Consider the following 23728-nt stretch of genomic DNA (forward strand, 5'->3'; position numbering starts at 1 on the left):
ACGCAATGTGGGCGCCGACAATGCATTGATCACTGAACGTGCCTGATTTTCAGGCAATAAAAAACCCCGCTCGAAAGCGGGGTTTCCCGGATGCTGTCAGGAGGTTATATCCTGCCGAGCAATACCAATATCAGCAGAATCACCAAGATGGTACCGATGATGCCCGATGGTCCGTAGCCCCAGCTTCTGGAGTGTGGGAATACTGGTAAACCGCCTACCAGCAGCAAGATCAGTATGATGATAAGAATTGTGCCGATGCCCATGTCGTGAGTTCCTTCTTTTTACACGTGTTAGATGGCGGTACGCGCACACTTTTAGCTGTTTTAGCGAAAAGTTGTGCCGCTTGAAACATCCGACTCTGCGCGTTCGAGAAAAGTTCTTAACGGAAGAAATAAAAATAAAGATATTAGAAATTCGTTTCAAATCAATTGCTTGTAATTTTATAAAGCCGCACTAAGGCGCTGCATTTTTTGGTCTGGAAAGGGTTTTGACTACGTATTAAGAGGGAACTAACAAAACTAACGCAGGTCTTGGCGAGCATAAAAAGGTAGGGCGCTATGGGTTATCGTGTGGCCGCGGATGCGGTTGTCATCTTTCATTTTATTTTTATTGTATTCGTCATGTCAGGCGGGATTCTCGCGTTGCGCTGGAAGTGGCTCATTGCCATGCATCTTCCAGCCGTGGCGTGGGCCATGAGTGTGGAGTTTTTTCATTTGTACTGCCCGCTGACTCCGCTGGAAAACACACTGCGGGCCAAGGCGGGCGAGGGCGGTTACACAGGCGGTTTCATTGAGCATTACCTTGTCGCGCTGATTTACCCGGCCGGGCTTACGCCTGGTATTCAGCTGTGGCTGGGCGCCAGTGTCGCCGTGGTCAATATCACGGTCTATGGCGTGCTTGTGCGGGGATGGAGGATGCGTCGACGGCAACTCTGAGGCCTCGGTTTGCCTGGCATATTCAGGGTGCTGATGGAGCCTTTGCGGGGTAATCAGTCTGGTTAAACTCAGCGCATTCCCCTCGCACTCATAAGGCAATTTCTATGCAAAATCGCATCATGATCACTGGCGCCGGATCCGGGCTGGGTCGCGAAATAGCGCTGCGCTGGGCGCGCGAGGGCTGGCAACTGGCGCTGTCGGACATCAGCGATGAGGGCCTGCAGGAAACCCTGAGACTGGCGCGCGAGGCTGGCGGTGATGGTTTCGTGCAGCGTTGTGATGTGCGTGATTACAGCCAGCTCACCGCATTCGCACAGGCGTGCGAGCAGAAGCTGGGCGGCATCGACATCATCGTCAACAACGCAGACGTTGCGTCTGGTGGCTTCTTTGGCGAGCTGTCGCTGGAAGACTGGGACTGGCAAATCGCAATCAACCTGATGGGAGTGGTCAAGGGCTGCAAAGCGTTCTTGCCATTGATCGAAGCCAGCAAGGGCAAAATCATCAACATCGCCTCCATGGCTGCACTGATGCAAGGCCCGGCGATGAGCAACTACAACGTGGCCAAGGCCGGTGTGGTGGCGCTGTCGGAAAGTCTGCTGGTGGAGTTGCGCGAGCAGGACATCGGTGTGCATGTGGTCTGCCCGTCATTCTTCCAGACCAACCTGATGGATTCCTTTCGAGGACCGACCCCGGCCATGAAGGCCCAGGTGGGCAAGTTGCTGGAAAGCTCGCCGATTACCGCCAGCGAGATTGCCGATTACATCCACGAGCAGGTCGGCAAGGGCCAGTTCATGATTCTGCCCCACGAGCAGGGACGAATGGCCTGGCAGATCAAGCAGAAAAATCCTCAATTGATCTACGACGAAATGGCGACCATGGCCGACAAAATGCGCGCCAAGGCCAAGCGCACACCGGATTGACAGGAAGGGTGTACCGGCTCGCCCAGTGCGGTAGCCGGTACAAATTCTGATAGGGTGGCCGGCATCTTTCCGGCTGCTCTTGAAGAGAATTCGACGTGCTCAATTACCTCTGCTTTTTCCTCGCCGCGCTGTTCGAGATCGCGGGTTGCTACGCGTTCTGGATGTGGTTGCGACAGGGCAAAAGTGCGTTGTGGGTGATTCCCGCGCTGATCAGCCTGACCCTGTTCGCCTTGTTGTTGACCCGTGTCGAAGCTACTTACGCCGGCCGTGCTTATGCCGCCTACGGCGGAATCTACATCGTCGCCTCGATTGCCTGGCTGGGATTGATAGAGCGCGTTCGACCGTTGACCTCGGACTGGATTGGCCTGGCCTTCTGTGTCATCGGCGCCACTATCATCCTCTTCGGCCCGCGGTGGTCGGCGGCCTGAAGTCGGTTCGATCTTCTCGTATTTGCTGGGTTTGGCGGTTTGATTCTGCGGCGCTTTTGCGGTTTTGATCTGCGGCGGCGTTGGGATTTTTGATTCTGCAGCGGTTTTGGGATTTTGATTCTGCCCGAAGGGCGCAGGAGCGTGGCTTGTTCCGCGATTGGGTTTCTGGGCAATCCCCGCTCACTCCTCGAAAAACTCCTTGGGCACTTCATGCTTGAGCATCAGTTGGCATTGCTGGCTCTCGAGGTCAAAGAAGATCACGGCCTGGCCTTTGCTCAACGCGTGACGTACCCGCAGTACACGGGTCTCCAGCGGCGTGTCATCGCCATTGTCAGTGCCGTCGCGGGTCACGAAATCCTCGATCAGGTACGTCAAGGTGTCGGCTTCGAGTTGGTCGTGGGGGATCAGCATAAAATTCTCGTGGCAGGGCGGGAGCAAAGCAGGGCGATGCTAGCGTGACACATGATCGCAGGCTACATCGGTGTCGTCTTGATCCCTGATTTCTGTAGGAACGAATGGTAAGCGAGGCGTCATCGAAAGGTGCGTCTCTCCCGAATAAGCCTCGCGAATGACTTCGCTCCTACAGAAAGTATTCCTTCATACCAGATGCAGTATTTATCGCTGGCCCACCAACGTATCCACTGCTGGCACGCGTGTGTCGGTTTCCATCTGCGCGTCGTGCTCGATCTGGTGGCTGAAATTCTCCAGAGAAGCGTTGGCTGGCTGCGCGTCGCTGGCAAATACCGGCGGGCTCATGATGTAGGCGCTGAGCAGACGGCTGAGCGTGCTCAGGCTGTCGATGTGCGTGCGTTCGTAACCGTGGGTCGCGTCGCAGCCGAATGCAAGCAAGGCAGTGCGAGTGTCGTAACCCGCCGTGATCGCCGAATGGGCGTCGCTGTAGTAATAGCGAAACAGGTCGCGGCGCACGGACAGTTCTTTTTCCGCACCCAAACGCAACAGATGCCGGGACAAGTGATAGTCGTACGGACCACCGGAATCCTGCATCGCCACGCTCACGGCATGCTCGCTGGAATGCTGGCCAGGGGCGACGGGCGCGATGTCGATACCCACGAACTCGCTGACGTCCCACGGTAAACCGCCAGCTGCACCGGTCCCGGTTTCTTCGGTAATGGTGAAGAGCGGGTGACAGTCGATCAACGGTTCGACGCCGCTGTCGACAATGGCCTTCAACGCGGCCAGCAGCGCCGCGACGCCAGCTTTGTCGTCCAGGTGTCGAGCGCTGATGTGCCCGCTTTCGGTGAACTCCGGCAGCGGATCAAACGCCACGAAGTCGCCAATGTTGATGCCCAGTGAGTCGCAATCGGCGCGGGTCGCACTGTAGGCGTCGAGGCGCAGCTCGATGTGGTCCCAGCTGACGGGCAGGGTATCGACTGCGGTGTTGTAGGCATGCCCGGACGCCATCAGCGGCAACACGCTGCCACGAATCACACCGTTGTCGGTGAAGACGCTGACGCGGCTGCCTTCGGCAAAACGGCTGGACCAGCAACCCACTGGAGCCAGACCCAGACGACCGTTGTCTTTGACTTCCCGCACGCTGGCGCCAATGGTGTCCAGGTGCGCGGAGACTGCGCGGTCCGGGCTGTTTTGCTTGCCTTTCAGGGTGGCGCGGATGGTCCCGCGGCGGGTCAGTTCAAACGGAATACCCAATTCTTCGAGACGCTCGGCCACATAGCGCACGATGGTGTCGGTGAAGCCGGTCGGGCTAGGGATCGCGAGCATTTCAAGCAGGACTTTCTGCAGGTAGTTCAGATCCGGGTCGAGCACTTTCTGTTGTGCAGTGGTCATGGAGATACTCCTGAATTCGATAAAACGACACCTCCCCTGTAGGAGCGAATTCATTCGCGAAGCGGTGGCCGGGGCTAGAACTCGGTTGAGGCCGCCGACGTTTCGCGAATGAATTCGCTCCTACAGAGGGAGCAGCAGGTCAGCCATGCACGGGCAGGCTATGAGGAAATAAAAGGTCGACAAAGCGTTCCGCCGTCGGCTGTGGCTCGTGATTGGCCAGGCCGCAGCGTTCGTTCGCTTCGATGAATACGTACTCAGGTCGATCGGCGGCAGGCACCATCAGGTCCAGACCGACGACCGGAATGTCCAGTGCGCGAGCTGCACGCACAGCGGCGTCTTTGAGTACCGGGTGCAGGATCGCGGTGACGTCTTCCAGGCAACCACCCGTGTGCAGGTTGGCAGTTCGGCGAACCGCGAGCTTTTCGTCAGCGGGTAGCACGCTGTCGAAATCAAAGCCGGCGTCGGCGACGGTGCGCCGTGTTTCTTCGTCCACCGGGATTTTGCTTTCGCCACCGGTGGCCGCCGAGCGGCGTCGGCTCTGGGCTTCAATTAACTGCGCAATGGTGTGACTGCCGTCGCCCATGATTTCCGCCGGGCGACGAATCGCCGCGGCTACCACATCAAAACCAATGACCACGATGCGCAGGTCGAGGCCTTCATGGAAGCTTTCGAGCAGCACGCGGGTGTCGAACTGACGCGCACGTTCAATCGCTGCTTCAACGTCATCCATGTTTTGCAGATTGACCGAGACGCCTTGGCCCTGCTCGCCATCCAGCGGCTTAACCACGATTTTCTCGTGCTCATCCAGAAACGCCTGCACCGCGTCCCGAGGCCCGGCGAGTTGCTGAGCGGGCATCTCCAGACCGGCCGCCTTCAACGTGCGATGCGTCAGGCTTTTGTCTTGGCACAAGGTCATGCTGACGGCGGTGGTGAGGTCGCTCAGTGACTCGCGGCAGCGAATCCGACGCCCGCCATGCACCAGCGTGAACAGCCCGGCTTCGGCGTCATCCACTTGCACATCAATGCCACGACGATGCGCTTCATCAACAATGATGCGTGCGTAAGGATTGAAGTTAGCCTGTGGCCCGGGGCCCAGAAACAGCTTTTCGTTGATGCCGTTTTTGCGCTTGATCGCGAAGGTGGGCAAATTGCGAAACGCCAGCTTGGCGTACAGGTTTTTAGCCTGCTCGTTGTCGTGCAAGACCGAAAGGTCCAGGTACGCCAGGCCCCGGCTCTGGAAGTGTTCGATCAGATGACGCACCAACACTTCGCCTACGCCAGGCCGGGTGCAGTGCGGATCGACGGCAAGGCACCACAGGCTGCTGCCTTTTTCAGGATCGTTGAAGGCCTTTTGATGGTTCAGGCCCATGACGCTGCCAATCACCGCCTTGCTGCTTTCGTCTTCGGCAATCCAGTAAACCGGCCCGCCCAGATGGCGCGGGGTCAGTAAACTCGGGTCGATAGGCAGCATGCCGCGAGCGACGTACAGGTTATTGATCGAGGCCCAGTCGGCCTCGTTTTGCGCACGACGGATGCGGAACCCACGAAAGACGCGCTGGGCCGGGCGATAGTCGCTGAACCACAAACGCAACGTGTCGGAGGGGTCCAGAAACAGCTGTTGCGGCGACTGCGCAAGGACCTGTTGAGGGGCCGCCACGTAGAGCGCGATGTCGCGCTCGCCAGCTTTTTCATCAAGCAAATCGTTGGCCAGCGCGGCCGGATCGGGATAGGTGTGCCCGATCAGCAGCCGGCCCCAGCCACAGTGCAGTGCCAGCGGTTCTGCGTCCTGATCACTGCCGTCTTCGGCAAAGCGCGCCTGCAGCCGTTCATAGGACGGCGACTGGCCGCGCAACAAACGCTGGTTGTAGAGAGAGGCGTTGGCTTTCATCGGTCAGAGTCCTTGTTCGCTGAGCCACAGGTTCAGCGCTGCGAGCTGCCACAGTTTGGAGCCGCGCAAGGGGGTCAATTGACCTTGAGGATCGGTCAACAGCGTATCGAGCATCTTCGGATTGAACAGGCCACGGTCCTGGCTTGGATCAAGCAACAGATCACGCACCCAGTTCAGGGTGTCGCCCTGCAAGTGCTTGAGGCCGGGGACCGGGAAGTAACCTTTTTTACGGTCGATGACTTCGGACGGAATGACCAGTCGCGCCGCTTCCTTGAGCACTTGTTTGCCGCCGTCTGGCAGCTTGAAGCGACCGGGCACGCGAGCCGACAGTTCAACCAGTCGGTAATCAAGAAACGGCGTACGCGCTTCCAGACCCCAGGCCATGGTCATGTTGTCGACACGTTTGACCGGGTCGTCGACCAGCATCACGGTGCTGTCCAGACGCAAGGCTTTATCGACGGCGGCGTCGGCACCGGGCATGGCGAAGTGATCGCGGACAAAATCACCAGCGGCGTCGTTGGCCGTCAGCCATTTCGGCGTCACGGTGGCCGCGTACTCGTCATAAGAGCGGTCGAAAAATGCATCGCGATACGCCGCGTACGGGTCGCTCGCGCCGTCCACTTGCGGGTACCAGTGGTAACCGGCAAACAGCTCGTCGGCGCCCTGGCCGCTTTGCACCACTTTGCAGTGCTTGGCCACTTCACGCGACAGCAGATAAAACGCGATGCAGTCATGGCTGACCATCGGCTCGCTCATGGCGCGGAACGCCGCTGGCAATTGCTCGATGATCTCGCTTTCCTTTATTCGCAACTGATGGTGTTGGGTGCCGTAGTGCTTGGCGATCAGGTCCGAATACTGGAACTCGTCGCCGCGCTCGCCGCCCGCATCCTGAAAGCCGATGGAGAAGGTCGACAGGTCCTTGACCCCGACTTCGCGCAGCAAACCCACCAGCATGCTCGAGTCGACACCGCCCGAGAGCAACACGCCAACGTCCACGGCGGCCCGCTGACGAATCGCCACGGCTTCGCGGGTGCTGTCGAGCACGCGGTCGCGCCAGTCTTCGAGGGTCAGGTTTTGCTCATCGGCGCGTGGGCCGTATGGCAGCGTCCACCAGACTTTCTGCTCGGTGGTGCCGTCCGCCTGAATGCGCATCCAGGTCGCAGGCGGCACTTTTTCGACGCCTGCCAGCAAGGTGCGCGGGGCAGGGACCACCGCGTGGAAATTCAAATAGTGATTCAGTGCAATCGGATCAAGCATCGGGCTGATGTCGCCGCCTTTAAGCAGGGCGGGCAAGGTCGATGCGAAGCGAATGCGTTTCTCGGTGCGTGACAGGTACAGCGGCTTGACGCCCAGACGGTCGCGGGCAATGAACAGCTCGCGTTTGTCACGGTGCCAGATGGCGAACGCGAACATGCCATTGAGTTTGGGCAGCATGTCGGCGCCCCAGGCGTGATAGCCCTTGAGCAGCACTTCGGTGTCGCCACCGGAATGGAACGTGTAACCCAGCGCTTCAAGCTCGGCACGCAATTCAGGGAAGTTGTAAATCGCGCCGTTGAAGGCCAGGGACAGGCCCAGATGGCTGTCGATCATCGGCTGCGCCGAGCCGTCCGACAGGTCCATGATCTTCAAGCGACGGTGACCAAGGGCAATCGGCCCCTGGCTGTGGAAACCCCAGGCATCCGGACCGCGAGGGGCCAGGTTGTGGGTGATCCGTTCTACTGCGGCGAGGTCCGCAGGTTGGTTGTCAAAGCGTAACTCGCCAGCTAATCCGCACATAAAGTCCTTACCGGTTTTCCGTTGGGGAGCGTGGACGGGAAGTCCGGCCACCCAAAGACTGACCAGCAGGATATGCGAGAGTTTTAGAACGTTCGGTTATAAGGGCCCGAGATGGCCCTTTGAAGTCTGCCGCCGAGATACGGCATAGCATAGCGGGGTGACGAACCGGTTATCGGGTTCTGGAAATTAATGGGTTATTTCAGTCTCTTAGGTAAAGGTTAGTTGAGATATCAAAGCGGGTTGCGATGAAAAAAAATGACGATGACGTGCGTTTCCAGGCTCACGAGTGCCTGTTGAAGCTTGATGCTGCCACGGTCGAAATGATGAAGCTTGTAACGCTGGACCAGCTCGGCGGGCCTGAGTGGTACGAGGCGGTGAAGGCGCAGCGCCAAGCCTATGAGACGCTGCATAAAACCTTGGCTGACGTTTCGCCGGAATGATGTCAGCGGCTTTTCGACCGACTGTGAAGCGCCGTGATGTTCTGAAAACGGCCTGACGTACGTCTGTCGCCTCGGCGTTGATCGGGCTTTGCGCAGGTGGTTATCATCACGTCGCTTACTAAAAACGTCTCGAGGAAATACCTTGTCCCGTTCCAACTGGCTGCCTACGCCGCCTTAGCGCTACGCCCCCCTCGCAACACCCTGACCGCCTGCTAGCTGCGGTCGTACTTTGCTGCGCCTGATATCGGTCGCCGCTACCCCACCACTCAATTGAAAACAGACGCACCTGCATCGCTCAGCGCCAGCCGCTGCGTGCCATGCCGTGCCTGCTATGGGTAAATGCATGCTTGAAAAGATCAAAGCCGCATGGCTATCGAACGTCCGCGCGGACGTGCTCGCTGGCCTCGTCGTTGCCTTGGCGCTCATTCCTGAGGCGATCGCTTTTTCCATCATCGCGGGAGTCGACCCGAAGGTTGGCCTCTACGCATCGTTTTGTATCTGCACTGTCATCGCCTTTGTCGGCGGTCGTCCCGCCATGATTTCTGCCGCCACGGGCGCCATGGCCCTGCTGATGGTCAACCTGGTGAAAGATCACGGCCTTCAATACCTGCTCGCCGCCTCACTGATGTGTGGTGTTCTTCAGATAGCCGCTGGCTATTTGCGGCTGGGCCAGCTGATGCGTTTCGTGTCTCGCTCGGTGGTGACCGGCTTCGTCAACGCCTTGGCTATCCTGATTTTCATGGCGCAATTGCCGGAACTCACCGGGGTCACCTGGCCGGTGTACGCCATGACCGCTGGCGGGCTGGCGATTATTTACGGCTTTCCCCGACTGCCCATCGTCGGGAAATTACTGCCGTCGCCGCTGGTGTGCATCATCGTGCTCACGGCAATTTCCATATACATGGGATTGAAGGTTCATACCGTCGGCGACATGGGCTCGTTGCCCGACAGCCTGCCCATCTTCATGTGGCCAGACCTGCCGTTGAACCTCGACACCCTGCTTATCGTCCTGCCTTATTCAGCCGCGTTGGCAGTGGTCGGCCTGCTGGAGTCGATGATGACCGCGACCATCGTCGACGACCTGACAGACACCACCAGCGATAGGAACCGCGAGTGCAAAGGTCAGGGCGTTGCCAATATCGCCAGTAGCCTCATTGGCGGTATGGCGGGATGCGCAATGATCGGTCAGTCAATGATCAACGTTAAGTCGGGTGGGCGTACGCGGCTGTCCACGCTCAGTGCCGGTGTGTCGTTGCTGATCATGATGATATTTCTGGGGGACTGGCTGGCCCGGATACCGATGGCTGCATTGGTTGCCGTCATGATCATGGTCTCCATCAGCACCTTCAACTGGGCATCGATCCGTAACCTCAAGGAGTACCCGCTTTCAACCAATATCGTGATGGTGGTCACGGTGGTGGTTGTGGTCGCGACGGACAACCTGGCGTTTGGTGTCGTAGCCGGTACTTTGCTGGCCGCGATGTTCTTCGCCAATAAGATCGGGCATTACCTGGCGGTAACTTCCAGGCGCGACCCGCAATTTCCTCACCGCACCTATTACGTGACCGGTCAGGTGTTCTTCGGCTCGGCGGAGCGGTTCACGAACGCCTTCGATCTCAAGGAGCAACTGGAGACCCTGACCATTGACCTGCGCGACGCGCATTTCTGGGACATCACGGCGGTGGCGGCTCTGGATAAGGTCGTACTGAAGCTGCGGCGCGAAGGTGTGCAGGTGGATGTCATCGGGATGAATCAGGCGACCTCAACGATAGTCGATCGCTTTGGCGTGCACGACAAACCCGACGGTATCGATTCGCTGATGGGCCATTGAGTTCGGCCTTCACCGGCGATGTATTGACTGCCGCTGCGCGATCGGCCGCGACCCCGGAAGATCGTCCGAGTGCGGCCCAGACACAAGCCACGCTCCTACAGGCCGCGGCAGATTCCGATCCCTGAAAATACCGCATTCGGGCGGCATCCAAATCCCGAAACGCCGCAAATCCCTATAGGAGCGCACGAGTAATACGAGGCCGCGATGGGCTGCGCAGCGGCCCCAAAACCTCAAGCTTCGAACCCCAGTCACGCTGATCGCTCAATACCCCGTCATCTCCAGATACCCCACGCCTTTATGGCTGCCACTCAGTGTCACCGGGCCTTCCCAGTAGGGAATGCGCAGGTTCATCCAGGCGTTGGGATTGAGCGCGGTGGTGGAGATGTCCAGACCTTTGGCGGGGATTTTTACGGTCCAGCGGGTCGGCATCGTGTGGCCGGCTACGTCGGTGGTGGCGGTAGGGATCAGGCTGATGTCCTTCCCTGCAAGCTGCTCGGTGCTGCCGTCCGCGTTGATCCACGTTCCGGTGAGGTAAGGTTCGCCCTGTTTCTGGCGCATGCGGTACAGCATCAACTGCGCGCCATCTTCCAGATGCACCGAAAACCAGTCCCAACCGGTTTGATTGGCGGTCAGCGGCTGACTGCTCCATTCCCGGTCCAGCCAGGCGGAGCCGGTCACCTGATAGGTTTTGCCGTCGATCGTCACGCTGCCGTCCGCATCGAAGAACGGCTGGCTGTAGTAATACGACGCCTGACCCTCTTCGGATTTCTGGCTGAAACCCTGATCGCCCTGCAACACCAACGGCTTGCTGGACGTGAGGTGCAGGCGATAGCTGAACTGCGGACCGCTGGCCTGCAATTGCATATCAGCCAACGGGTTTGAATCGCTCGCTTGACTGCGCAGTGCCCAGTCGTCGATCCACGCGGCAAAGGGCGCCGTCGTCACACCGGCCTGTTCGACACCGCCGCGTGCATAACGCTCGGTGGCGTGGTGAGCGCTGGCCGAGGTCACCGCTGCATGGCCCATCCACAGGTTGCGGTTGCTCCAGCCCTTGTCGTCGCCAACCGTCGCTGATGTGCGCGGCAGGGCGCTGCGAAACAGCGTCCATTGCACGCCAAAGGGCTGGCCTTTGTCGTCCTTGAGGTTGGCAGTGATGTACCACCACTCGATGCGAAAACCATCGTGCGGGCCGTGATCTTCAGGGAAGACGAAGCGTTTGCCCGGCGTGACCTGTGCGTAGCTGGCGGCATCGTCGGCCAGTCCGGCGAAGCCTTTTTCGGCGGCGGGTTTGTCGTCGCAGCCGCTCAGTAGCAGCACGGCGAAAAGAGCCGCGATCCGTTTAATCTTCATTGGCGAATGTCCTGAGCAAGTCGGCCGGTTGCGTGCGAAACAGCCGATACAGCGGCCATGCCGACGCCAGCAACGTCGCGAGCAGCGCCAGGCCCATCAACTGCAGCAATTGCAACGGGAACACCTGCAACGGCAGTCGCCAGCCAAAGGCCTGCACATTGATCACCGCGTCCAGGCACCACGCCAGCAACAACCCGAGCGGCAGCGCCAACACCAGCGTCAGTACCGCGAGCAACCACGTCTGCGCCAGGTTGAGCAGCATCAACTGACGCCGCGTCACGCCCAGCGCCCACAGTGGCGCAAGCTGCCCGAGGCGGCTCTGGCTTTGCGTCAGCAGGCTGATGAACAGCGCCACACCCGCCACACCCAGCGTCAGACTGTTGAGCGCCGCCGTGGCGGCAAAGGTGCGCTCAAAGACCTGACTCGACCAGGATTTGAGCTGCGTCTGGTCGATGATGTGGCTGTCATCCAGCGCGAATTTGTTGTGCAGCAGCCTTAAAAACTGCGGCACGGCGCGTGGGTCGATGCGCAGGTTGAACCGGTTGGGCGTCAACTGCGGCCAGTGATGCAGAAGGTGATCGGCGTTGACCAGAATGTGCCCCTTGGGATTGCCATAATCGGCGTAAATCCCCACCACCTTGAGCGACCATTCGCCTTGGGGTGTCGGCAGTTTCACCTCGTCACCGACCTCAACCTTCAGACGCCGCGCCAATTGTTCGCTGAGCATCAGGCTGTCGGTGCTGGCCAGTTGTGTCCATGCATCGCCGCTCACCGACTCAAGCAGCGGCCAGTGCTGGCGGTAATTGGGGTGATCAATAATGCCGTACAGCTCGGCAGGCCAGCCTTGCAGCTGAATGGACACCTGCCAGTTGGGCAGTACGGCGGAGACCAATCCTTGCTGGCTCAGCCAGGTTTGCAACGGCAGTGCCTGCTCGGCGTCGGTCGGGTTGATGTAAAGCTCAGCGGTCAGGCGTTGTTCCAGCCAGTTGTTGAAGGTCTGTCGAAAGCCCGACGTCATGCTGCCCGCCCCGATGTTTGCGGCCATCGCCAGCAGCAGCGCCATCAACGCAAGGCTCAGGGCGGGTAATTGCTGGCGGCAATCGGCGAGAAACCATTGCCCCAGCACTGAACGGCTACGCCCCAACAAACCGTTGAGCAGCGCATTGAGCAACACCGGCAGACCGAGCGCTGCGCCCAGCAACAGGCTGGCCATCAGCACAAAACCCATCGTCAGGCTGTCGCCGAACAGCACGGCCACAATCGCGATGAGGATGGCAGCGGTTGCGACCCAGCCTTGGCGCCGCAGCCAGCGTGTGTGGGCTTCATGCCAGGCCTGCGCATTGGCGAGCGCGAGCAACGGCAGGCGTGCGGCGCGCAACAGGCTGTTGGCCCCGGCGAGAAATGCGCCGAGCAGGCTCAGCCCCACGCCGCTCAGCCACCACAGCGGGCTGAGTGTCAGTTGCCCGGCGACTTCCGCGCCATAAAGCCCGCGCAAACTGGCGGCTACATCGGGTAGCAACACGCTCGCCAGCCAATAACCGCTGATCACCCCTGCGATGCCGCCGAGCAGAGCCAGTGCGCCCAGCTCCACCGCCAGGCTTACGATCAGCAGTCGCGCGCTGACCCCACATGCGCGCAAGTTGCGAAGCAGGCCGCGACGTTGCTCCAGAGCCAGACCGATGGCGGCGTGAACGATAAACAGCCCGACCACGAATGACAGAAACCCCAACGCATCCAGATTCAGGTGAAAGCTTTCCGTGAGGCGTGCGAGGTCGTTTTCTTCACCGCTTTTTTTGATCACCAGTTGCCTGGCCAAGTCAGCGGGCAACGGTGGCGGGTTGGCGGCGAAATCCTTGGGCAATAACAGCTGCGTCAGTTGCTGGGGCAGATTAAGCAGTTGTTGGGCGAAGCCGATGTCGACCAGCAGCAGGCCCGGCGCCATGTCGGTTTGCGCGTGCAACGGCGGCAAGGCCAGCCCGGATTCAGTGAGCGGTTGATCCCCTTCATTCAGGCCCAGCGCTTTGAGGGTCTGCGGCGATACCCACGTGCTGCCGGGCGGCGTGAAGAAGTTGACGATCTGCGCGGTGTCCAGGGTTTGTCCGGCGAGTGCCGTGCCGTTGGGCATCGACACCGGCTCGATGCCCATCAGTTGCAGGCGCTGCTCCGGGCGATCCTTGAGTGCGATGCGTCCGCGCAATACTGGCGAAACCGGCCAGCCCTCACGGCGCAACTCGACGAACAGGGTTTGAGGGAACGGCGCTTCCGTGATCGACACGAGGCTGGTCTGCGGTTCGCCACCGATCAATTGACTGGCTTTGGCGTAACTGTCGCGCGCCTGGCTGTTGAGTGCCTGAACACCGGTCAGCAGGCTGGTCGCCAGCCACAAGCCGGTGAGTACACTGAAAAATTGCACGGGGTGGCGCCGCCAGTGGCTGATCAGGGCGCGCAAGGTCCAGTAGAAAACATGCATGTCAGCGATTGCCTTCGGCTGCCAGGCGTCCGCGTTGCAGCACCGCCTGCCGGGACAGCCGCGCCGCCACCCGCGGGCTGTGCGTCACCATCAACAGGCTGGTGGGGCTGTCGGCGAGCAGGTCCAAAAGCAGTTGCAGCACGTCGTCGCTGGTGGCCTCGTCGAGATTGCCCGTGGGCTCGTCGGCCAGTAGGAGTGCGGGGCGAGAGGCGAGGGCGCGGCCGATGGCGACGCGTTGTTGCTGGCCGCCGGACAACTGCTCGGGGTAGCGCTTGAGCAGATCGCCCAGCCCCAGCCGTTCGATCAGTTGCGCTTGCCACTCGGGATGCAACCGGCCCGCGAGTCGCGCCTGAAACGCCAGATTGTCCTCGACCTTCAGGCTACCAATCAGGTTGAACTGCTGGAACACCAGGCCGATTTCCGTGCGGCGCCAGTTGGCCAGTTGCGCCTCGTTCATTCGGTCCAGACGCTGGCCTGCAACCTCAATGCTGCCGCTGTCGACCTGATCCAGCCCGGCAACCAGATGCAACAGCGTGCTTTTGCCGCTGCCGGATTCCCCCATCAGCGCCAGACTGGTGCCGTGCTCCAGCTGCAAGTCCACCCCTCGCAACACCGCCATCGGACCTTGCGCTGTGGCATAGCTCTTGAAAACGCCTTGGACTTGCAGCATCGGGGATTCGCCTGAGGTGGGATGAGGCAGAGGATAGCGCTTTGAGGTCGGCGCAGGAGAAGCGTTCGCTCAATCGTCGGCAAATCAGACTCCCACGCCCTGCGGACAGAATCAAAAGCCCTGATTCTGAAACCCGGCCATGCTCGGCGAAAACAGCGTCTCTGCAATGGCTTATTTGCCGCGGATCAGCTTGCGCAGCATGAAGCGATTAGGGTGGCAGGCTTCGGCCACGGCGCGAGGCAATGGCAGCGGTTCGTTGTCCAGCCATGCGGCGATCAACTCACCTGACAACGGCGCTGTGATCAGCCCGCGTGAGCCGTGGCCGCTGTTGATGTACAGCCCGTCGATCCACGGGCATTCGATGTCTGGGACCTGACGCGCGTCTTTGCCCAGCACCGCATACGCTTCGAGAAACGCCTGTTGATCCGCCAATGGCCCGACAATCGGCAAGTAATCGGGGCTGGTACAGCGAAACGCCGCACGTCCTTCAAGCGCGTCATCGGCCAGGTTATCGACTTGAAGGCGTTCGACCAGGTCTTCTGAAATTTCCCTGAGCAAATCCAGATTGCCCACATGCTCTGCGACCGTTGGGGTCAGATCGTCCGATTTGAAATCAAAGCTGGCGCCCAGGGTGTGCTCGCCCAGTCGGCTTGGTACCACGTAACCTTCCGCGCACACCACGGTGCTCAGCGAGGCGCTCACATCGGTGGCGTTCAAGTGGGTGATCTGTCCGCGAATCCGCTTCAGCGGCAGTTCGGCGCTGGCCGGAAAACGCTTGACCTCGGCCGCGCCTGCCAGCACTACCACGGGTGCAGCCTCCAGCAGGCGGTCGCCATCCCACGCCTGCCATAGACCGTTTTCACGACGCAGTTCGATCACTTCCTGATGCGTCAGCACCTGAATATTTTTATCCGCTGCCTGATGAAGACACAGCGCCGGTGGGTGCACCCAGCCACCTTGAGGATAAAACACGCCGCCGGACTTCAGGCTGATGCCGGCCCGTGCCTGCGCCGTTTCCAGGTCCATGATTTGCAAGACATCTGACGGGAAAGCCCGCGCCAATTGCGCCTGCCGCTCGGCTTCCTTGTCGTCGAACGCCAGCTGCAACACGCCGCAGTCATCCCAATCCACGCCGCGCTGCAAGCGTTCAAGCAAGCGCCGGGTGTGACCGAAACCGCTGAGGATCATCTGCGACAGTGCCGTGCCGTGAGCCGACAGCTTGAGGTAAAGCACGCCCTGAAGATTGCCCGACGCTTCCTGCGCCACCTCTGCGTGGCGCTCGATCAGGCTGACCTGCCAGCCCCGTGCCGCGAGGCTGGCCGCCGTGGCGCATCCGGCCAGGCCTGCGCCGATGACCAACGCCTTGCGCGCGTCCTGCACGACGGGCGGGCGCGTAAACCATGGTTTGCTGGCAGACGGCGTCGGCACGTCTTGCGGCCAGCCGACAAATATGCCTCTGAGCACCTCCCACTTATGACCGATTCCCGGTACGCGCTTCATCTTGAAACCTGCCGCGTTCAGCGAGCGCCTGACCCAACCGGTGCTGGTGAACGTGGCAATTGTGGAATCAGGGGCCGCCAGTCGCGCCAGCTCAGCGAACAACTCGGGGGTCCACATTTCCGGATTTTTCGCCGGCGCAAAACCGTCGAGAAACCACGCGTCAATCTGGCCGTCCATCTGCGGGAGTATCTGTAACGCATCGCCAATCAACAGCGTCAGCGTGACGCGGCCACCCTCGAACACGAAGCGCTGAAAGCCCTCGTGCACGGCCACGTATTGCGTCAGCAGCTGATCTGCAAACACGCTCAGCTCAGGCCACAACGCCAGCGCGCGTTGCAGATCATCCAGGCTCAACGGGTATTTTTCGACGCTCACAAACTGCAACCGGGCGCCGGGCACAGCGCAGGCTTCGAACAGTTGCCAGGCACATAGAAAATTCAGTCCGGTGCCAAAACCGGTTTCGCCGATCACCAGACGCCCATCGCTGGGCAGCGCCTTGAAACGCTCGTCCAGCCGGTTCTGGGTGAGGAACACATGCCGCGTTTCAGCCAGGCCGGATTCGGTGGAAAAGTACACGTCGGCAAAGGCACGGGAATGCGGATTGCCGTGTTCGTCCCAGTCTATCTGGGCGTGATGGGTGGTGGTCATGGCGGGCTCGGCGCAAAGAGGCGGCAATCTTAACGCCCCGGCCACCTTCGAGCGAGGCTTGCCGGCGACGGGCTGAATGACGCGATTTGAGTTCGCAGGGATTGAACTGCTGTGGCGGTGGTCCTACCTTTCATTGCCCAGCCTGCTTGCCCATGGAACCTCACCCCTCCAGCGCGGCCGCCAGGCCAGGGTCACTGTCACGGGAGCCACGCATGTTTGAATCTGCCGAAATTGGTCACACCATCGACAAAGACACCTACGACGCTGAGGTTCCGGCCCTGCGCGAGGCGCTGCTCGAAGCACAATACGAGCTGCACGAGCAGGGTAAACGCCAGATCATCGTGTTGATCAATGGCATTGAGGGCGCCGGCAAGGGCGAGACGGTCAAGCTGCTCAACGAGTGGATGGACCCGCGTTATATAGAAGTACGCACCTTCGATCAGCAGACCGACGAGGAACTGGCTCATCCGCCGGTCTGGCGCTATTGGCGCCAGTTGCCGCCCAAGGGCCGGATCGGGGTTTTCTTCGGTAACTGGTACAGCCAGATGATTCAGGGGCGGGTGCACGGCGAGTTCAAAGGCCCGGTACTGGATCAGGCGATCAACGCCGCCGAACGGCTTGAAAAGATGCTGACCGACGAAGGCGCGGTGATCTTCAAGTTTTGGTTTCACCTGTCCAAAAAAGACATGAAGTTGCGCCTCAAGACCCTGCGCGACGATCCGCTGCACAGTTGGCGTATCAGCCCGCTCGACTGGCAGCAATCGAAGACTTACGACAAATTCGTGCGGGTTGGCGAGCGGGTGTTGCGTCGGACCAGCCGTGACTACGCGCCATGGCATGTGATCGAAGGCGTCGACGCTCACTATCGCGCCCTCACGGTTGGCCGTCTGCTGCTGGAGGGCATGCAAAATGCGCTGAAAACCGTTGAAAGTGATGCGCATATGGTCAACCTGGGTCCGTTGCCGGGCGACGGCACCGAGCTGACGTTGCTCGACAGCCTGGATATGACCCTGAGCCTGGAAAAGGATGAATACGACGAACAGCTGATCACCGAACAGGCGCGTCTGTCAGGTTTGATGCGCGATAAGCGCATGCGTCGACATGCCTTGGTGGCGGTGTTCGAAGGCAACGATGCGGCGGGCAAGGGCGGTGCGATCAAGCGTGCGGCCGCTGCGCTTGACCCTCGTCAATACAACATCGTGCCGATTGCGGCGCCCACCGAGGACGAGCGCGCGCAGCCTTATCTGTGGCGGTTCTGGCGGCAGATTCCGCCGAGGGGCAAGTTCACGATTTTCGACCGTTCGTGGTACGGCCGGGTGTTGGTCGAGCGCGTCGAGGGGTTTTGCAGCGAAGCGGATTGGCTGAGGGCGTATAGCGAGATCAACGATTTTGAAGAGCAGCTCACCGATGCCGGCATCGTCGTGGTGAAGTTCTGGCTGGCGATTGACGAAAAGACTCAGCTGGAGCGTTTCGAGGCGCGCGAGAAGATCCCCTTCAAGCGCTACAAAATCACTGAGGACGACTGGCGCAACCGCAGCAAATGGCCGATGTACCGCGAGGCTGTTCGCGACATGGTTGATCGCACCAGTACCGAAATCGCCCCGTGGACGCTGGTCGAAGCCAACGACAAACGCTGGGCAAGGGTGAAAGTGCTGCGCACGATCAACGATGCGCTTGAGGCAGCGTTTGAGAAAGACCAGAAGAAGGGGAGGTAGCGGCCCTGAACCAGTCGCCTCGATCTATCTGAACAAATTCAAGGGTGCGCTCGCCCCGGATTTTACGTGTCCGGTAGATGAAAAAACTCACCGCTCCCGCAATGCTTCAGTCCTGGCTTTCAACACCGGTTTGAGCAGGTAATCCATCACGCTTTTTTCACCGGTCATGATGTCCACAGTGGCAACCATACCCGGAATGATCAGCAGCGGTTTCGCATCGCCGCCCAAGTGGTTTTTGTCGGTGCGCACCTGGATCAGATAAAAACTGTTGCCCTTGTCGTCAGTTACTGTGTCGGCGCCGATCAGCTCCAGCTTGGCTGGCAGCCCGCCATAAATGGTGTAGTCATACGCGCTGAACTTGACCATGGCTTTCTGACCCGGATGCAGGAAGGCCACGTCCTGCGGCCGGACCTTGGCCTCGATCAGCAGGTTGTCTTCAAGCGGTACGATTTCCACCAGATCACTGCCCGGCTGAACCACGCCGCCGATGGTGTTCACCTTCAACGTTTTGACGATGCCGCGCATCGGTGCCGTGACCGTGGTGCGTGTCACGCGGTCGTCGATGGCGATGCTGGTCGCACTGGCTTTGGACAGGTCAGCGCGTTTGTCGTTGAGGTCTTTCGAGGCATCAGAGCGGAAGCTGTCGGTGGATTCCTGGATCTTGCTCTTGATCTCGTTGATCGCCGATTCCGCACGCGGAATGGCCAGTGACGTCGCGTCCAGTGAACCCCGCGCCTCGGCCGCCTTGCCCTTGAGACGAATGATTTCAACCGGCGACACCGCGCCACTGGCAATCAGTGGCGTGGACATCGCCAGCTCCTGCTGAATGAACCCGAGCGAATTGCGGTATTGATCCTGTTTGGAACGAAACTCGGCCAGTTCCTGCTGTTTTTGCCGAAGTTGTTCTTGCAGCGTGCGTTGCTCGCTGGCCAGCCGCCGTTGTCGCGAGTCGTAGAACGATTGCTCGTCAGCTGCCACTTGCGGGGCTTTTGCCAGCACTTCAGCGGACGGCCTGAACGGCTTGCCTTCGGCCTCTGCCGACAGCCGCTCCACTTGCGCCGTCAGCGTGTAGCGGTCCACTTCGCTCTCGCCCTTGTTGGACAGAAACCGCGTGTCGTCCAGGCGCAGCAGGGTGTCGCCCTTGTTCACCATCTGCCCTTCGCGGACGAATATTTCGGTGACGATCCCGCCTTCCAGGTTTTGAATCACCTGCACCTTGCTCGACGGAATAGCCTTGCCTTCGCCCATGGTGACTTCCTGAATCACGGCAAATCTGGCCCACACCAAAGCGCTGAGAATCAATGCGGCGGCGATCCACACCGTCAGCCTCGACCTGCGCGATGAATCCTGCGCGACCACGCCCGCAACCTCGGGCATGAACTCGTTATCGACCCGATTGCCGGGACGAAAGTAGCTGTTGTAGCTCTGCGCGGATGACATGGGGAACGCTCCTTAAACCGTGGCCTGGCCGACACGGCCCTTGCGCAGTGCTTCGACGACCTGCTCTTTGGGGCCGTCGGCAACCACGCGTCCGTTGTCCAGCACCACCAGCCGGTCGACCAGGCTCAGCATCGACATGCGGTGGGTCACCAGCAGCAGCGTTTTGCCTTGCATCAGCGTGGCCAGCTTGTGCCGAAGCATGTCTTCGCTGGCGTTGTCCATGTGACTGGTGGGCTCGTCGAGCAGCATGATCGGCGGATCGAGCAACAGCGCCCGTGCCAGCAACACGGCCTGACGCTGACCGCCCGACAGCAATTGGCCGCGCTCGCCCACCGGTCGGTCAAAGCCCAGCGGATGATGCCGCGCCAGCTCGCCGACACCGGTCAATTCAGCCACTTCAAGCATTCGCGCATCGCTGACAAAACGCGCGCCCAGCGTCAGGTTATCGCGCAGACTTCCCGCCAGCAGGGGTAGGTCATGGGCGACATAACCCATCTGCTGGCGCAAATCAGTCACGTCCACCTGGCGTAAATCCAGGCCGTCCAGCAGCAGTTGTCCTTCGTTCGGCGTATAAAACCCCATCAACAGGCGCGCCAGTGTGCTTTTGCCCGAACCGCTGCGACCGATGATGCCGATGCGCTCGCCGGGTTTCACATTGAGCGTGACCTCGGTCAGGGCCTGCGCGCCTTGGCCGCCGTAACTGAAACTGGCCTTGACCACGTTGATCGCGCCGTTGAGCCGCACGTGTTCCAGCGGACGTTTAGAGGTGTCGCGCTCCTGCGGCAAAGACATCAGCGCATCAGTGCTTTTCATGGTCACTTGCGCTTGCTGGTAGCGGGTGATCAGCCCGGCAATCTGCCCCAGCGGCGCCAGCACCCGACTGCCAAGCATGTAACTGGCCACCAGCGCGCCGACACTCAGGTTGCCGGCGATGATGATGTAAACCCCGGCCACAATCGTCGCCATGCCCGAGAACTGCTGAATGAACAACGTACCGTTGCTGGCCAGCGCCGACAGATCGCGTGCATGACTGTCCAGGCGGGTGAGGGCGCCGTGGGTCGATTCCCATGTGTGCTGGCGCTCGCTTTCGGCGCCGCAGGCTTTCAGTGTTTCCAGGCCGCCAAGGGTTTCCACCAGCAAGGCCTGGCGCTCGGCACCCAGGGCGAGGCTTTTTTCCACGGTGTCACGCAAGCGGGTCTGGATGATCCAGGCGAACAGGATAGTGATCGGAAACGCGCACAGCGGGATCACCACCAGCCAGCCGCCCAGCAACCCGATCACCACCAGCATCAGGATCGCGAACGGCAGGTCGATGATGCTGGTCAGGGTCACGGCGGTGAGAAACTCACGCAGGCCCTGAAAGTCGTGAATGCTCTGGGCAAAGCCGCCAATGCTCGCGGGTCGGGCTTTCATCGACATGCCGGTGATGCGCTCGAACAGCGTGGCCGACAGAATCACGTCAGTCTTCTTGCCGGCCTGATCGAGCAAGTGCGCGCGCACCAGGCGCAAGGTCAGTTCAAAGGCGGTGCCGATCAGCAGTCCGATGGCCAACACCCACAACGTGGAAGTCGCCTGATTGGGCACTACGCGGTCGTAAGTCTGCATCACAAACAGCGGCACCATCAGGCCCAGCAGGTTGATCAGAAAACTGGCGAGAATGGCGTCGCTGTACAACCAGCGGGACAACTTGAGGGTGTCACGAAACCAGGCGTCAACCCGCGGCACCAAGGGCGCGCGCAGGTTTTCCAGGTCATGGCGGGGACGTGCATAAAGCGCCTGGCCGGTGTAAATCGCCCGCAACTCTTCGCGAGTGACGCGTTGCTCGCCACCCTCCGATTCGCTCGGCAGGATCAACGCGCGACCGTCTTCTTCCCAGCGTCTGAGTACCGCGCAGCGATTGCCCTTGAGTAGCAGTAATACGGGCAGATTCAGACCGTCGATCGCGTTCAGGTCGCGGCGCAACAAACGTGCCTGCAAACCTGCGCGGGCGGCGGCGCGAGGCAGAAGTTCGACATCAAGGCGCTGCTGCGCCAAGGGCAGACCGGCGCTCAGGCTGGTACGGCTGGCGCTGCAATCGTGCAGATTGCACAGGATCAGCAAACCGTCGAGGAGTGGGTCGTCGAAATTCGAACGCGGGTCAATCGGGTGCGGTAGTTCGATGCTCATGCTGGTCACAGGCTTCTCCCCGGCGCAGACGCGCGACTACTTCAGGTCTGGCAGGCGGGCTTCGCTTTTGATTTCCGTCATGGCGACGGCTTCGGCGGGCAGTACAACCCGTGCCTTGCGCAGCAACTCGCCTTCGGTGGCCAGCACGCGGTACATCGAATATTCCTCGGTGTAGCGCAGTTCGGTGTAGCGGCGCGAGGCGTTGTACAGCTCGTTTTCGCTGTCCAGCAGGTCGAGGAGAGTGCGTTGCCCCAGGCCGAACTGGTCTTGGTAGGCGGTGCGAACGCGGGTGGTGGTTTCGGCGTATTCGCGGGCAATCGGCGTCTGGGTGCGCGCGTTGTTCATGGCGTTCCAGGCCAGGGACAGGTTTTCGTTGAGCATGCGCAGGGCGTTGTTGCGGATGTCCATCGCCTGGCCGGTTTTATACGAATCGGACCGCAGGCGCGCCTGGTCGCGGTTGCCGTTGTAAAGGTTGTAATTCATCACCACGGCGGCCCGCCACTCGTTGTCGTGGCCTTCTTCGCCGGAAATGTTGTTGTTGGCGCCGACCGCCAGCTCACCGTCAAAGCGCGGGTAGAACGGCGATTTAGCGACTTCGTATTGTTTCTCGGCCGCCTGCACATCAGCCTGCGCAGACTTCAGGTAGGGGTTGTTGGCCAGCATGCTTTGTTTGGCATCCGGCAGGCTTTTGGACACTTCGCCTTTGATCGACGGCGGCGTTTCCAGCTCGTCGGGCATCTTGCCCACGGCACTGAAGAAGTTGGCTTCGGCGTCTGCCAGATCGACTTGCGCGGTGTAGAAGTTGTTCTCCGCCAGCGCGCGACGGGCTTTGGACTGATCGCGGTCGGCGTTGCTGCCGATGCCTTGGTTGCTGCGCAGACCAATCTGGTCATTGATGCGCAAATGCGCCTGCAGGTTGTTCTTCGCCAGGCCCAGCAGCTCGCGACGCTTGAGTACTTCGAGATAGACCTCGATGGCCCGCAGGGCCAGGTCTTCGGAGGTGCCGCGCAGGTAATACGCCCGCGAGTTAACCACCGCTTCGGTGCGAGCTACCTCGTTTTTGGTATTGAAGCCGTCGAACAGCATCTGCCGCAGACGCAATTCCGACTGGGTGTAATTGAGTGTTTCTTCATTGTGATTGCCGACAAAGCGGGTCGTGGGGCTGTCGGTGTGCTGACGTCCGTAGGCAGCATTCAAGTCGACCACCGGGCGGTACCCGCCTTTGGCGAATTTGACGTCTTCGTCTGCTGACAACCGGTTGTTTACGTTCGAGCGAATTTCCGGGTGGTAGTCGATGGTGTTCTGTATCGCCTGAGTCAACGACATGGCTTGCGCTTGAGCGCAGCTCACCGCCAACACGACTGCAATGTAGAGCGGGGTCAATTCGCGCATGAAGACTTCTCCCTGGAATGATGTCTTGCTGCTATCGCCAAAAAACCGACGAGCCTTGCGGTTAAAACCGTATCAGGTTTGTAACATCACAGCTAAGAACAACTTTTGGAAATAGTCAGACGTTTTTTTCATAAGAGTTATTCCAAAAAAAACTTATGCGGATTCTCTTTTTCGGGCGATTGTCCGTCCCAGTATTGACGTCTATTCAAGGTATTACGGGGGCCTCGTGGTTATTGTTAGAAGTTCAACGGAAATTTGACGGCGAGTAGCGGGTCAGTTTTTCGAGTTAAAACTTGAAAAGATTCAGCGACATAAAATTGTCGTTTGATGCTTGAGCTGAACCGATATTGTTA

General features: G+C 59.9%; 18 protein-coding genes. 6 read left to right on the forward strand and 12 right to left on the reverse strand.

Annotated elements, in window-relative coordinates; all coding sequences use genetic code 11:
- Positions 1-104 precede the first annotated feature (104 nt).
- A complete protein-coding gene (locus OYW20_RS08080) occupies positions 105-263 on the reverse strand; it encodes a DUF3309 family protein (protein ID WP_020290439.1) in 159 nt (52 codons plus the stop codon).
- Between the two features lie 294 nt (positions 264-557).
- Here OYW20_RS08080 and OYW20_RS08085 point away from each other — a divergent pair, with 294 nt between their 5' ends.
- From OYW20_RS08085 to OYW20_RS08095, 3 genes are all read left to right on the forward strand, one after another.
- Entirely contained in the window at positions 558-935 is a 378-nt protein-coding gene (locus tag OYW20_RS08085) for a DUF2784 domain-containing protein (RefSeq protein WP_268800173.1), read from the forward strand.
- A gap of 104 nt (positions 936-1039) precedes the next feature.
- Positions 1040-1855: an SDR family oxidoreductase gene (locus OYW20_RS08090; RefSeq protein WP_268800174.1), complete on the forward strand. Its 816-nt coding sequence runs from the start codon at positions 1040-1042 to the stop codon at positions 1853-1855.
- Positions 1856-1950: 95 nt separating this feature from the next.
- Positions 1951-2283, forward strand: a complete 333-nt coding sequence (locus OYW20_RS08095) for a YnfA family protein (protein WP_268800175.1) — start codon at positions 1951-1953, stop codon at positions 2281-2283.
- Between the two features lie 180 nt (positions 2284-2463).
- Here the strand turns inward: OYW20_RS08095 and OYW20_RS08100 are convergent, their stop codons facing one another.
- The 4 genes from OYW20_RS08100 to OYW20_RS08115 all read right to left on the reverse strand — a co-directional run bounded on the left by OYW20_RS08100 (position 2464) and on the right by OYW20_RS08115 (position 7753).
- Positions 2464-2694: a YheU family protein gene (locus OYW20_RS08100; protein WP_268800176.1), complete on the reverse strand. Its 231-nt coding sequence runs from the start codon at positions 2692-2694 to the stop codon at positions 2464-2466.
- Between the two features lie 204 nt (positions 2695-2898).
- Positions 2899-4089: an osmoprotectant NAGGN system M42 family peptidase gene (locus tag OYW20_RS08105; protein WP_268800177.1), complete on the reverse strand. Its 1191-nt coding sequence runs from the start codon at positions 4087-4089 to the stop codon at positions 2899-2901.
- 139 nt (positions 4090-4228) lie between these two features.
- The gene (gene ngg, locus OYW20_RS08110; RefSeq protein ID WP_268800178.1) at positions 4229-5977 is read right to left on the reverse strand and encodes an N-acetylglutaminylglutamine synthetase; all 1749 of its coding nucleotides are present in this window, start codon (positions 5975-5977) and stop codon (positions 4229-4231) included.
- 3 nt (positions 5978-5980) lie between these two features.
- On the reverse strand, positions 5981-7753 hold the full coding sequence (locus OYW20_RS08115) for an N-acetylglutaminylglutamine amidotransferase (RefSeq protein WP_268800179.1): 1773 nt from the start codon (positions 7751-7753) through the stop codon (positions 5981-5983).
- 245 nt (positions 7754-7998) lie between these two features.
- Here OYW20_RS08115 and OYW20_RS08120 point away from each other — a divergent pair, with 245 nt between their 5' ends.
- Both OYW20_RS08120 and OYW20_RS08125 read left to right on the forward strand, forming a co-directional pair.
- Entirely contained in the window at positions 7999-8193 is a 195-nt protein-coding gene (locus OYW20_RS08120) for a hypothetical protein (RefSeq protein WP_268800180.1), read from the forward strand.
- 343 nt (positions 8194-8536) lie between these two features.
- A complete protein-coding gene (locus tag OYW20_RS08125; protein ID WP_268800181.1) occupies positions 8537-10024 on the forward strand; it encodes a SulP family inorganic anion transporter in 1488 nt (495 codons plus the stop codon).
- Between the two features lie 261 nt (positions 10025-10285).
- On the opposite strand, the gene OYW20_RS08130 is transcribed toward OYW20_RS08125, so the two are convergent.
- From OYW20_RS08130 to mnmC, 4 genes are all read right to left on the reverse strand, one after another.
- Positions 10286-11374, reverse strand: a complete 1089-nt coding sequence (locus OYW20_RS08130; RefSeq protein WP_268800182.1) for a lipocalin-like domain-containing protein — start codon at positions 11372-11374, stop codon at positions 10286-10288.
- Positions 11364-13844, reverse strand: coding sequence for an FtsX-like permease family protein (locus OYW20_RS08135; RefSeq protein ID WP_268800183.1), 2481 nt, complete (start codon positions 13842-13844; stop codon positions 11364-11366). Before OYW20_RS08135 ends, OYW20_RS08130 begins: the two co-directional genes overlap by 11 nt.
- Before the next feature lies 1 nt (position 13845).
- Entirely contained in the window at positions 13846-14514 is a 669-nt protein-coding gene (locus OYW20_RS08140) for an ABC transporter ATP-binding protein (RefSeq protein WP_268800184.1), read from the reverse strand.
- Positions 14515-14685: 171 nt separating this feature from the next.
- Positions 14686-16662: a bifunctional tRNA (5-methylaminomethyl-2-thiouridine)(34)-methyltransferase MnmD/FAD-dependent 5-carboxymethylaminomethyl-2-thiouridine(34) oxidoreductase MnmC gene (mnmC, locus tag OYW20_RS08145; RefSeq protein ID WP_268800185.1), complete on the reverse strand. Its 1977-nt coding sequence runs from the start codon at positions 16660-16662 to the stop codon at positions 14686-14688.
- Positions 16663-16874: 212 nt separating this feature from the next.
- Between mnmC and pap the strand changes: the two genes are divergently transcribed.
- Positions 16875-18377: a polyphosphate:AMP phosphotransferase gene (pap, locus tag OYW20_RS08150; protein ID WP_268800186.1), complete on the forward strand. Its 1503-nt coding sequence runs from the start codon at positions 16875-16877 to the stop codon at positions 18375-18377.
- Between the two features lie 87 nt (positions 18378-18464).
- On the opposite strand, the gene OYW20_RS08155 is transcribed toward pap, so the two are convergent.
- Genes OYW20_RS08155 through OYW20_RS08165 form a run of 3 tightly spaced genes read right to left on the reverse strand, consistent with a single transcriptional unit; the run spans position 18465 to position 23375 of the window.
- The gene (locus OYW20_RS08155; RefSeq protein ID WP_268800187.1) at positions 18465-19817 is read right to left on the reverse strand and encodes an HlyD family type I secretion periplasmic adaptor subunit; all 1353 of its coding nucleotides are present in this window, start codon (positions 19815-19817) and stop codon (positions 18465-18467) included.
- Between the two features lie 12 nt (positions 19818-19829).
- Entirely contained in the window at positions 19830-21983 is a 2154-nt protein-coding gene (locus OYW20_RS08160; RefSeq protein WP_268800188.1) for a type I secretion system permease/ATPase, read from the reverse strand.
- 36 nt (positions 21984-22019) lie between these two features.
- Complete coding sequence (locus OYW20_RS08165; RefSeq protein ID WP_268800189.1) at positions 22020-23375, reverse strand: TolC family outer membrane protein; 1356 nt, start codon at positions 23373-23375, stop codon at positions 22020-22022.
- Between the last annotated feature and the right edge of the window lie 353 nt (positions 23376-23728).

Origin of the sequence: Pseudomonas sp. BSw22131, assembly GCF_026810445.1 — a bacterium.
In the GTDB taxonomy this organism is placed as follows: domain Bacteria; phylum Pseudomonadota; class Gammaproteobacteria; order Pseudomonadales; family Pseudomonadaceae; genus Aquipseudomonas; species Aquipseudomonas huanghezhanensis.

Excerpts from the sequence above, each read along its gene's own strand:
- pap (WP_268800186.1), top strand. The coding sequence starts at position 16,875 with ATGTTTGAATCTGCCGAAATTGGTCACACCATCGACAAAGACACCTAC.
- OYW20_RS08085 (WP_268800173.1), top strand. The coding sequence starts at position 558 with ATGGGTTATCGTGTGGCCGCGGATGCGGTTGTCATCTTTCATTTTATT.
- OYW20_RS08155 (WP_268800187.1), bottom strand. The coding sequence starts at position 19,817 with ATGTCATCCGCGCAGAGCTACAACAGCTACTTTCGTCCCGGCAATCGG.
- OYW20_RS08130 (WP_268800182.1), bottom strand. The coding sequence starts at position 11,374 with ATGAAGATTAAACGGATCGCGGCTCTTTTCGCCGTGCTGCTACTGAGC.
- ngg (WP_268800178.1), bottom strand. The coding sequence starts at position 5,977 with ATGAAAGCCAACGCCTCTCTCTACAACCAGCGTTTGTTGCGCGGCCAG.
- OYW20_RS08080 (WP_020290439.1), bottom strand. The coding sequence starts at position 263 with ATGGGCATCGGCACAATTCTTATCATCATACTGATCTTGCTGCTGGTA.
- OYW20_RS08135 (WP_268800183.1), bottom strand. The coding sequence starts at position 13,844 with ATGCATGTTTTCTACTGGACCTTGCGCGCCCTGATCAGCCACTGGCGG.
- OYW20_RS08115 (WP_268800179.1), bottom strand. The coding sequence starts at position 7,753 with ATGTGCGGATTAGCTGGCGAGTTACGCTTTGACAACCAACCTGCGGAC.
- OYW20_RS08125 (WP_268800181.1), top strand. The coding sequence starts at position 8,537 with ATGCTTGAAAAGATCAAAGCCGCATGGCTATCGAACGTCCGCGCGGAC.
- OYW20_RS08105 (WP_268800177.1), bottom strand. The coding sequence starts at position 4,089 with ATGACCACTGCACAACAGAAAGTGCTCGACCCGGATCTGAACTACCTG.
- OYW20_RS08165 (WP_268800189.1), bottom strand. The coding sequence starts at position 23,375 with ATGCGCGAATTGACCCCGCTCTACATTGCAGTCGTGTTGGCGGTGAGC.
- OYW20_RS08100 (WP_268800176.1), bottom strand. The coding sequence starts at position 2,694 with ATGCTGATCCCCCACGACCAACTCGAAGCCGACACCTTGACGTACCTG.
- mnmC (WP_268800185.1), bottom strand. The coding sequence starts at position 16,662 with ATGACCACCACCCATCACGCCCAGATAGACTGGGACGAACACGGCAAT.
- OYW20_RS08160 (WP_268800188.1), bottom strand. The coding sequence starts at position 21,983 with ATGAGCATCGAACTACCGCACCCGATTGACCCGCGTTCGAATTTCGAC.
- OYW20_RS08140 (WP_268800184.1), bottom strand. The coding sequence starts at position 14,514 with ATGCTGCAAGTCCAAGGCGTTTTCAAGAGCTATGCCACAGCGCAAGGT.
- OYW20_RS08120 (WP_268800180.1), top strand. The coding sequence starts at position 7,999 with ATGAAAAAAAATGACGATGACGTGCGTTTCCAGGCTCACGAGTGCCTG.
- OYW20_RS08090 (WP_268800174.1), top strand. The coding sequence starts at position 1,040 with ATGCAAAATCGCATCATGATCACTGGCGCCGGATCCGGGCTGGGTCGC.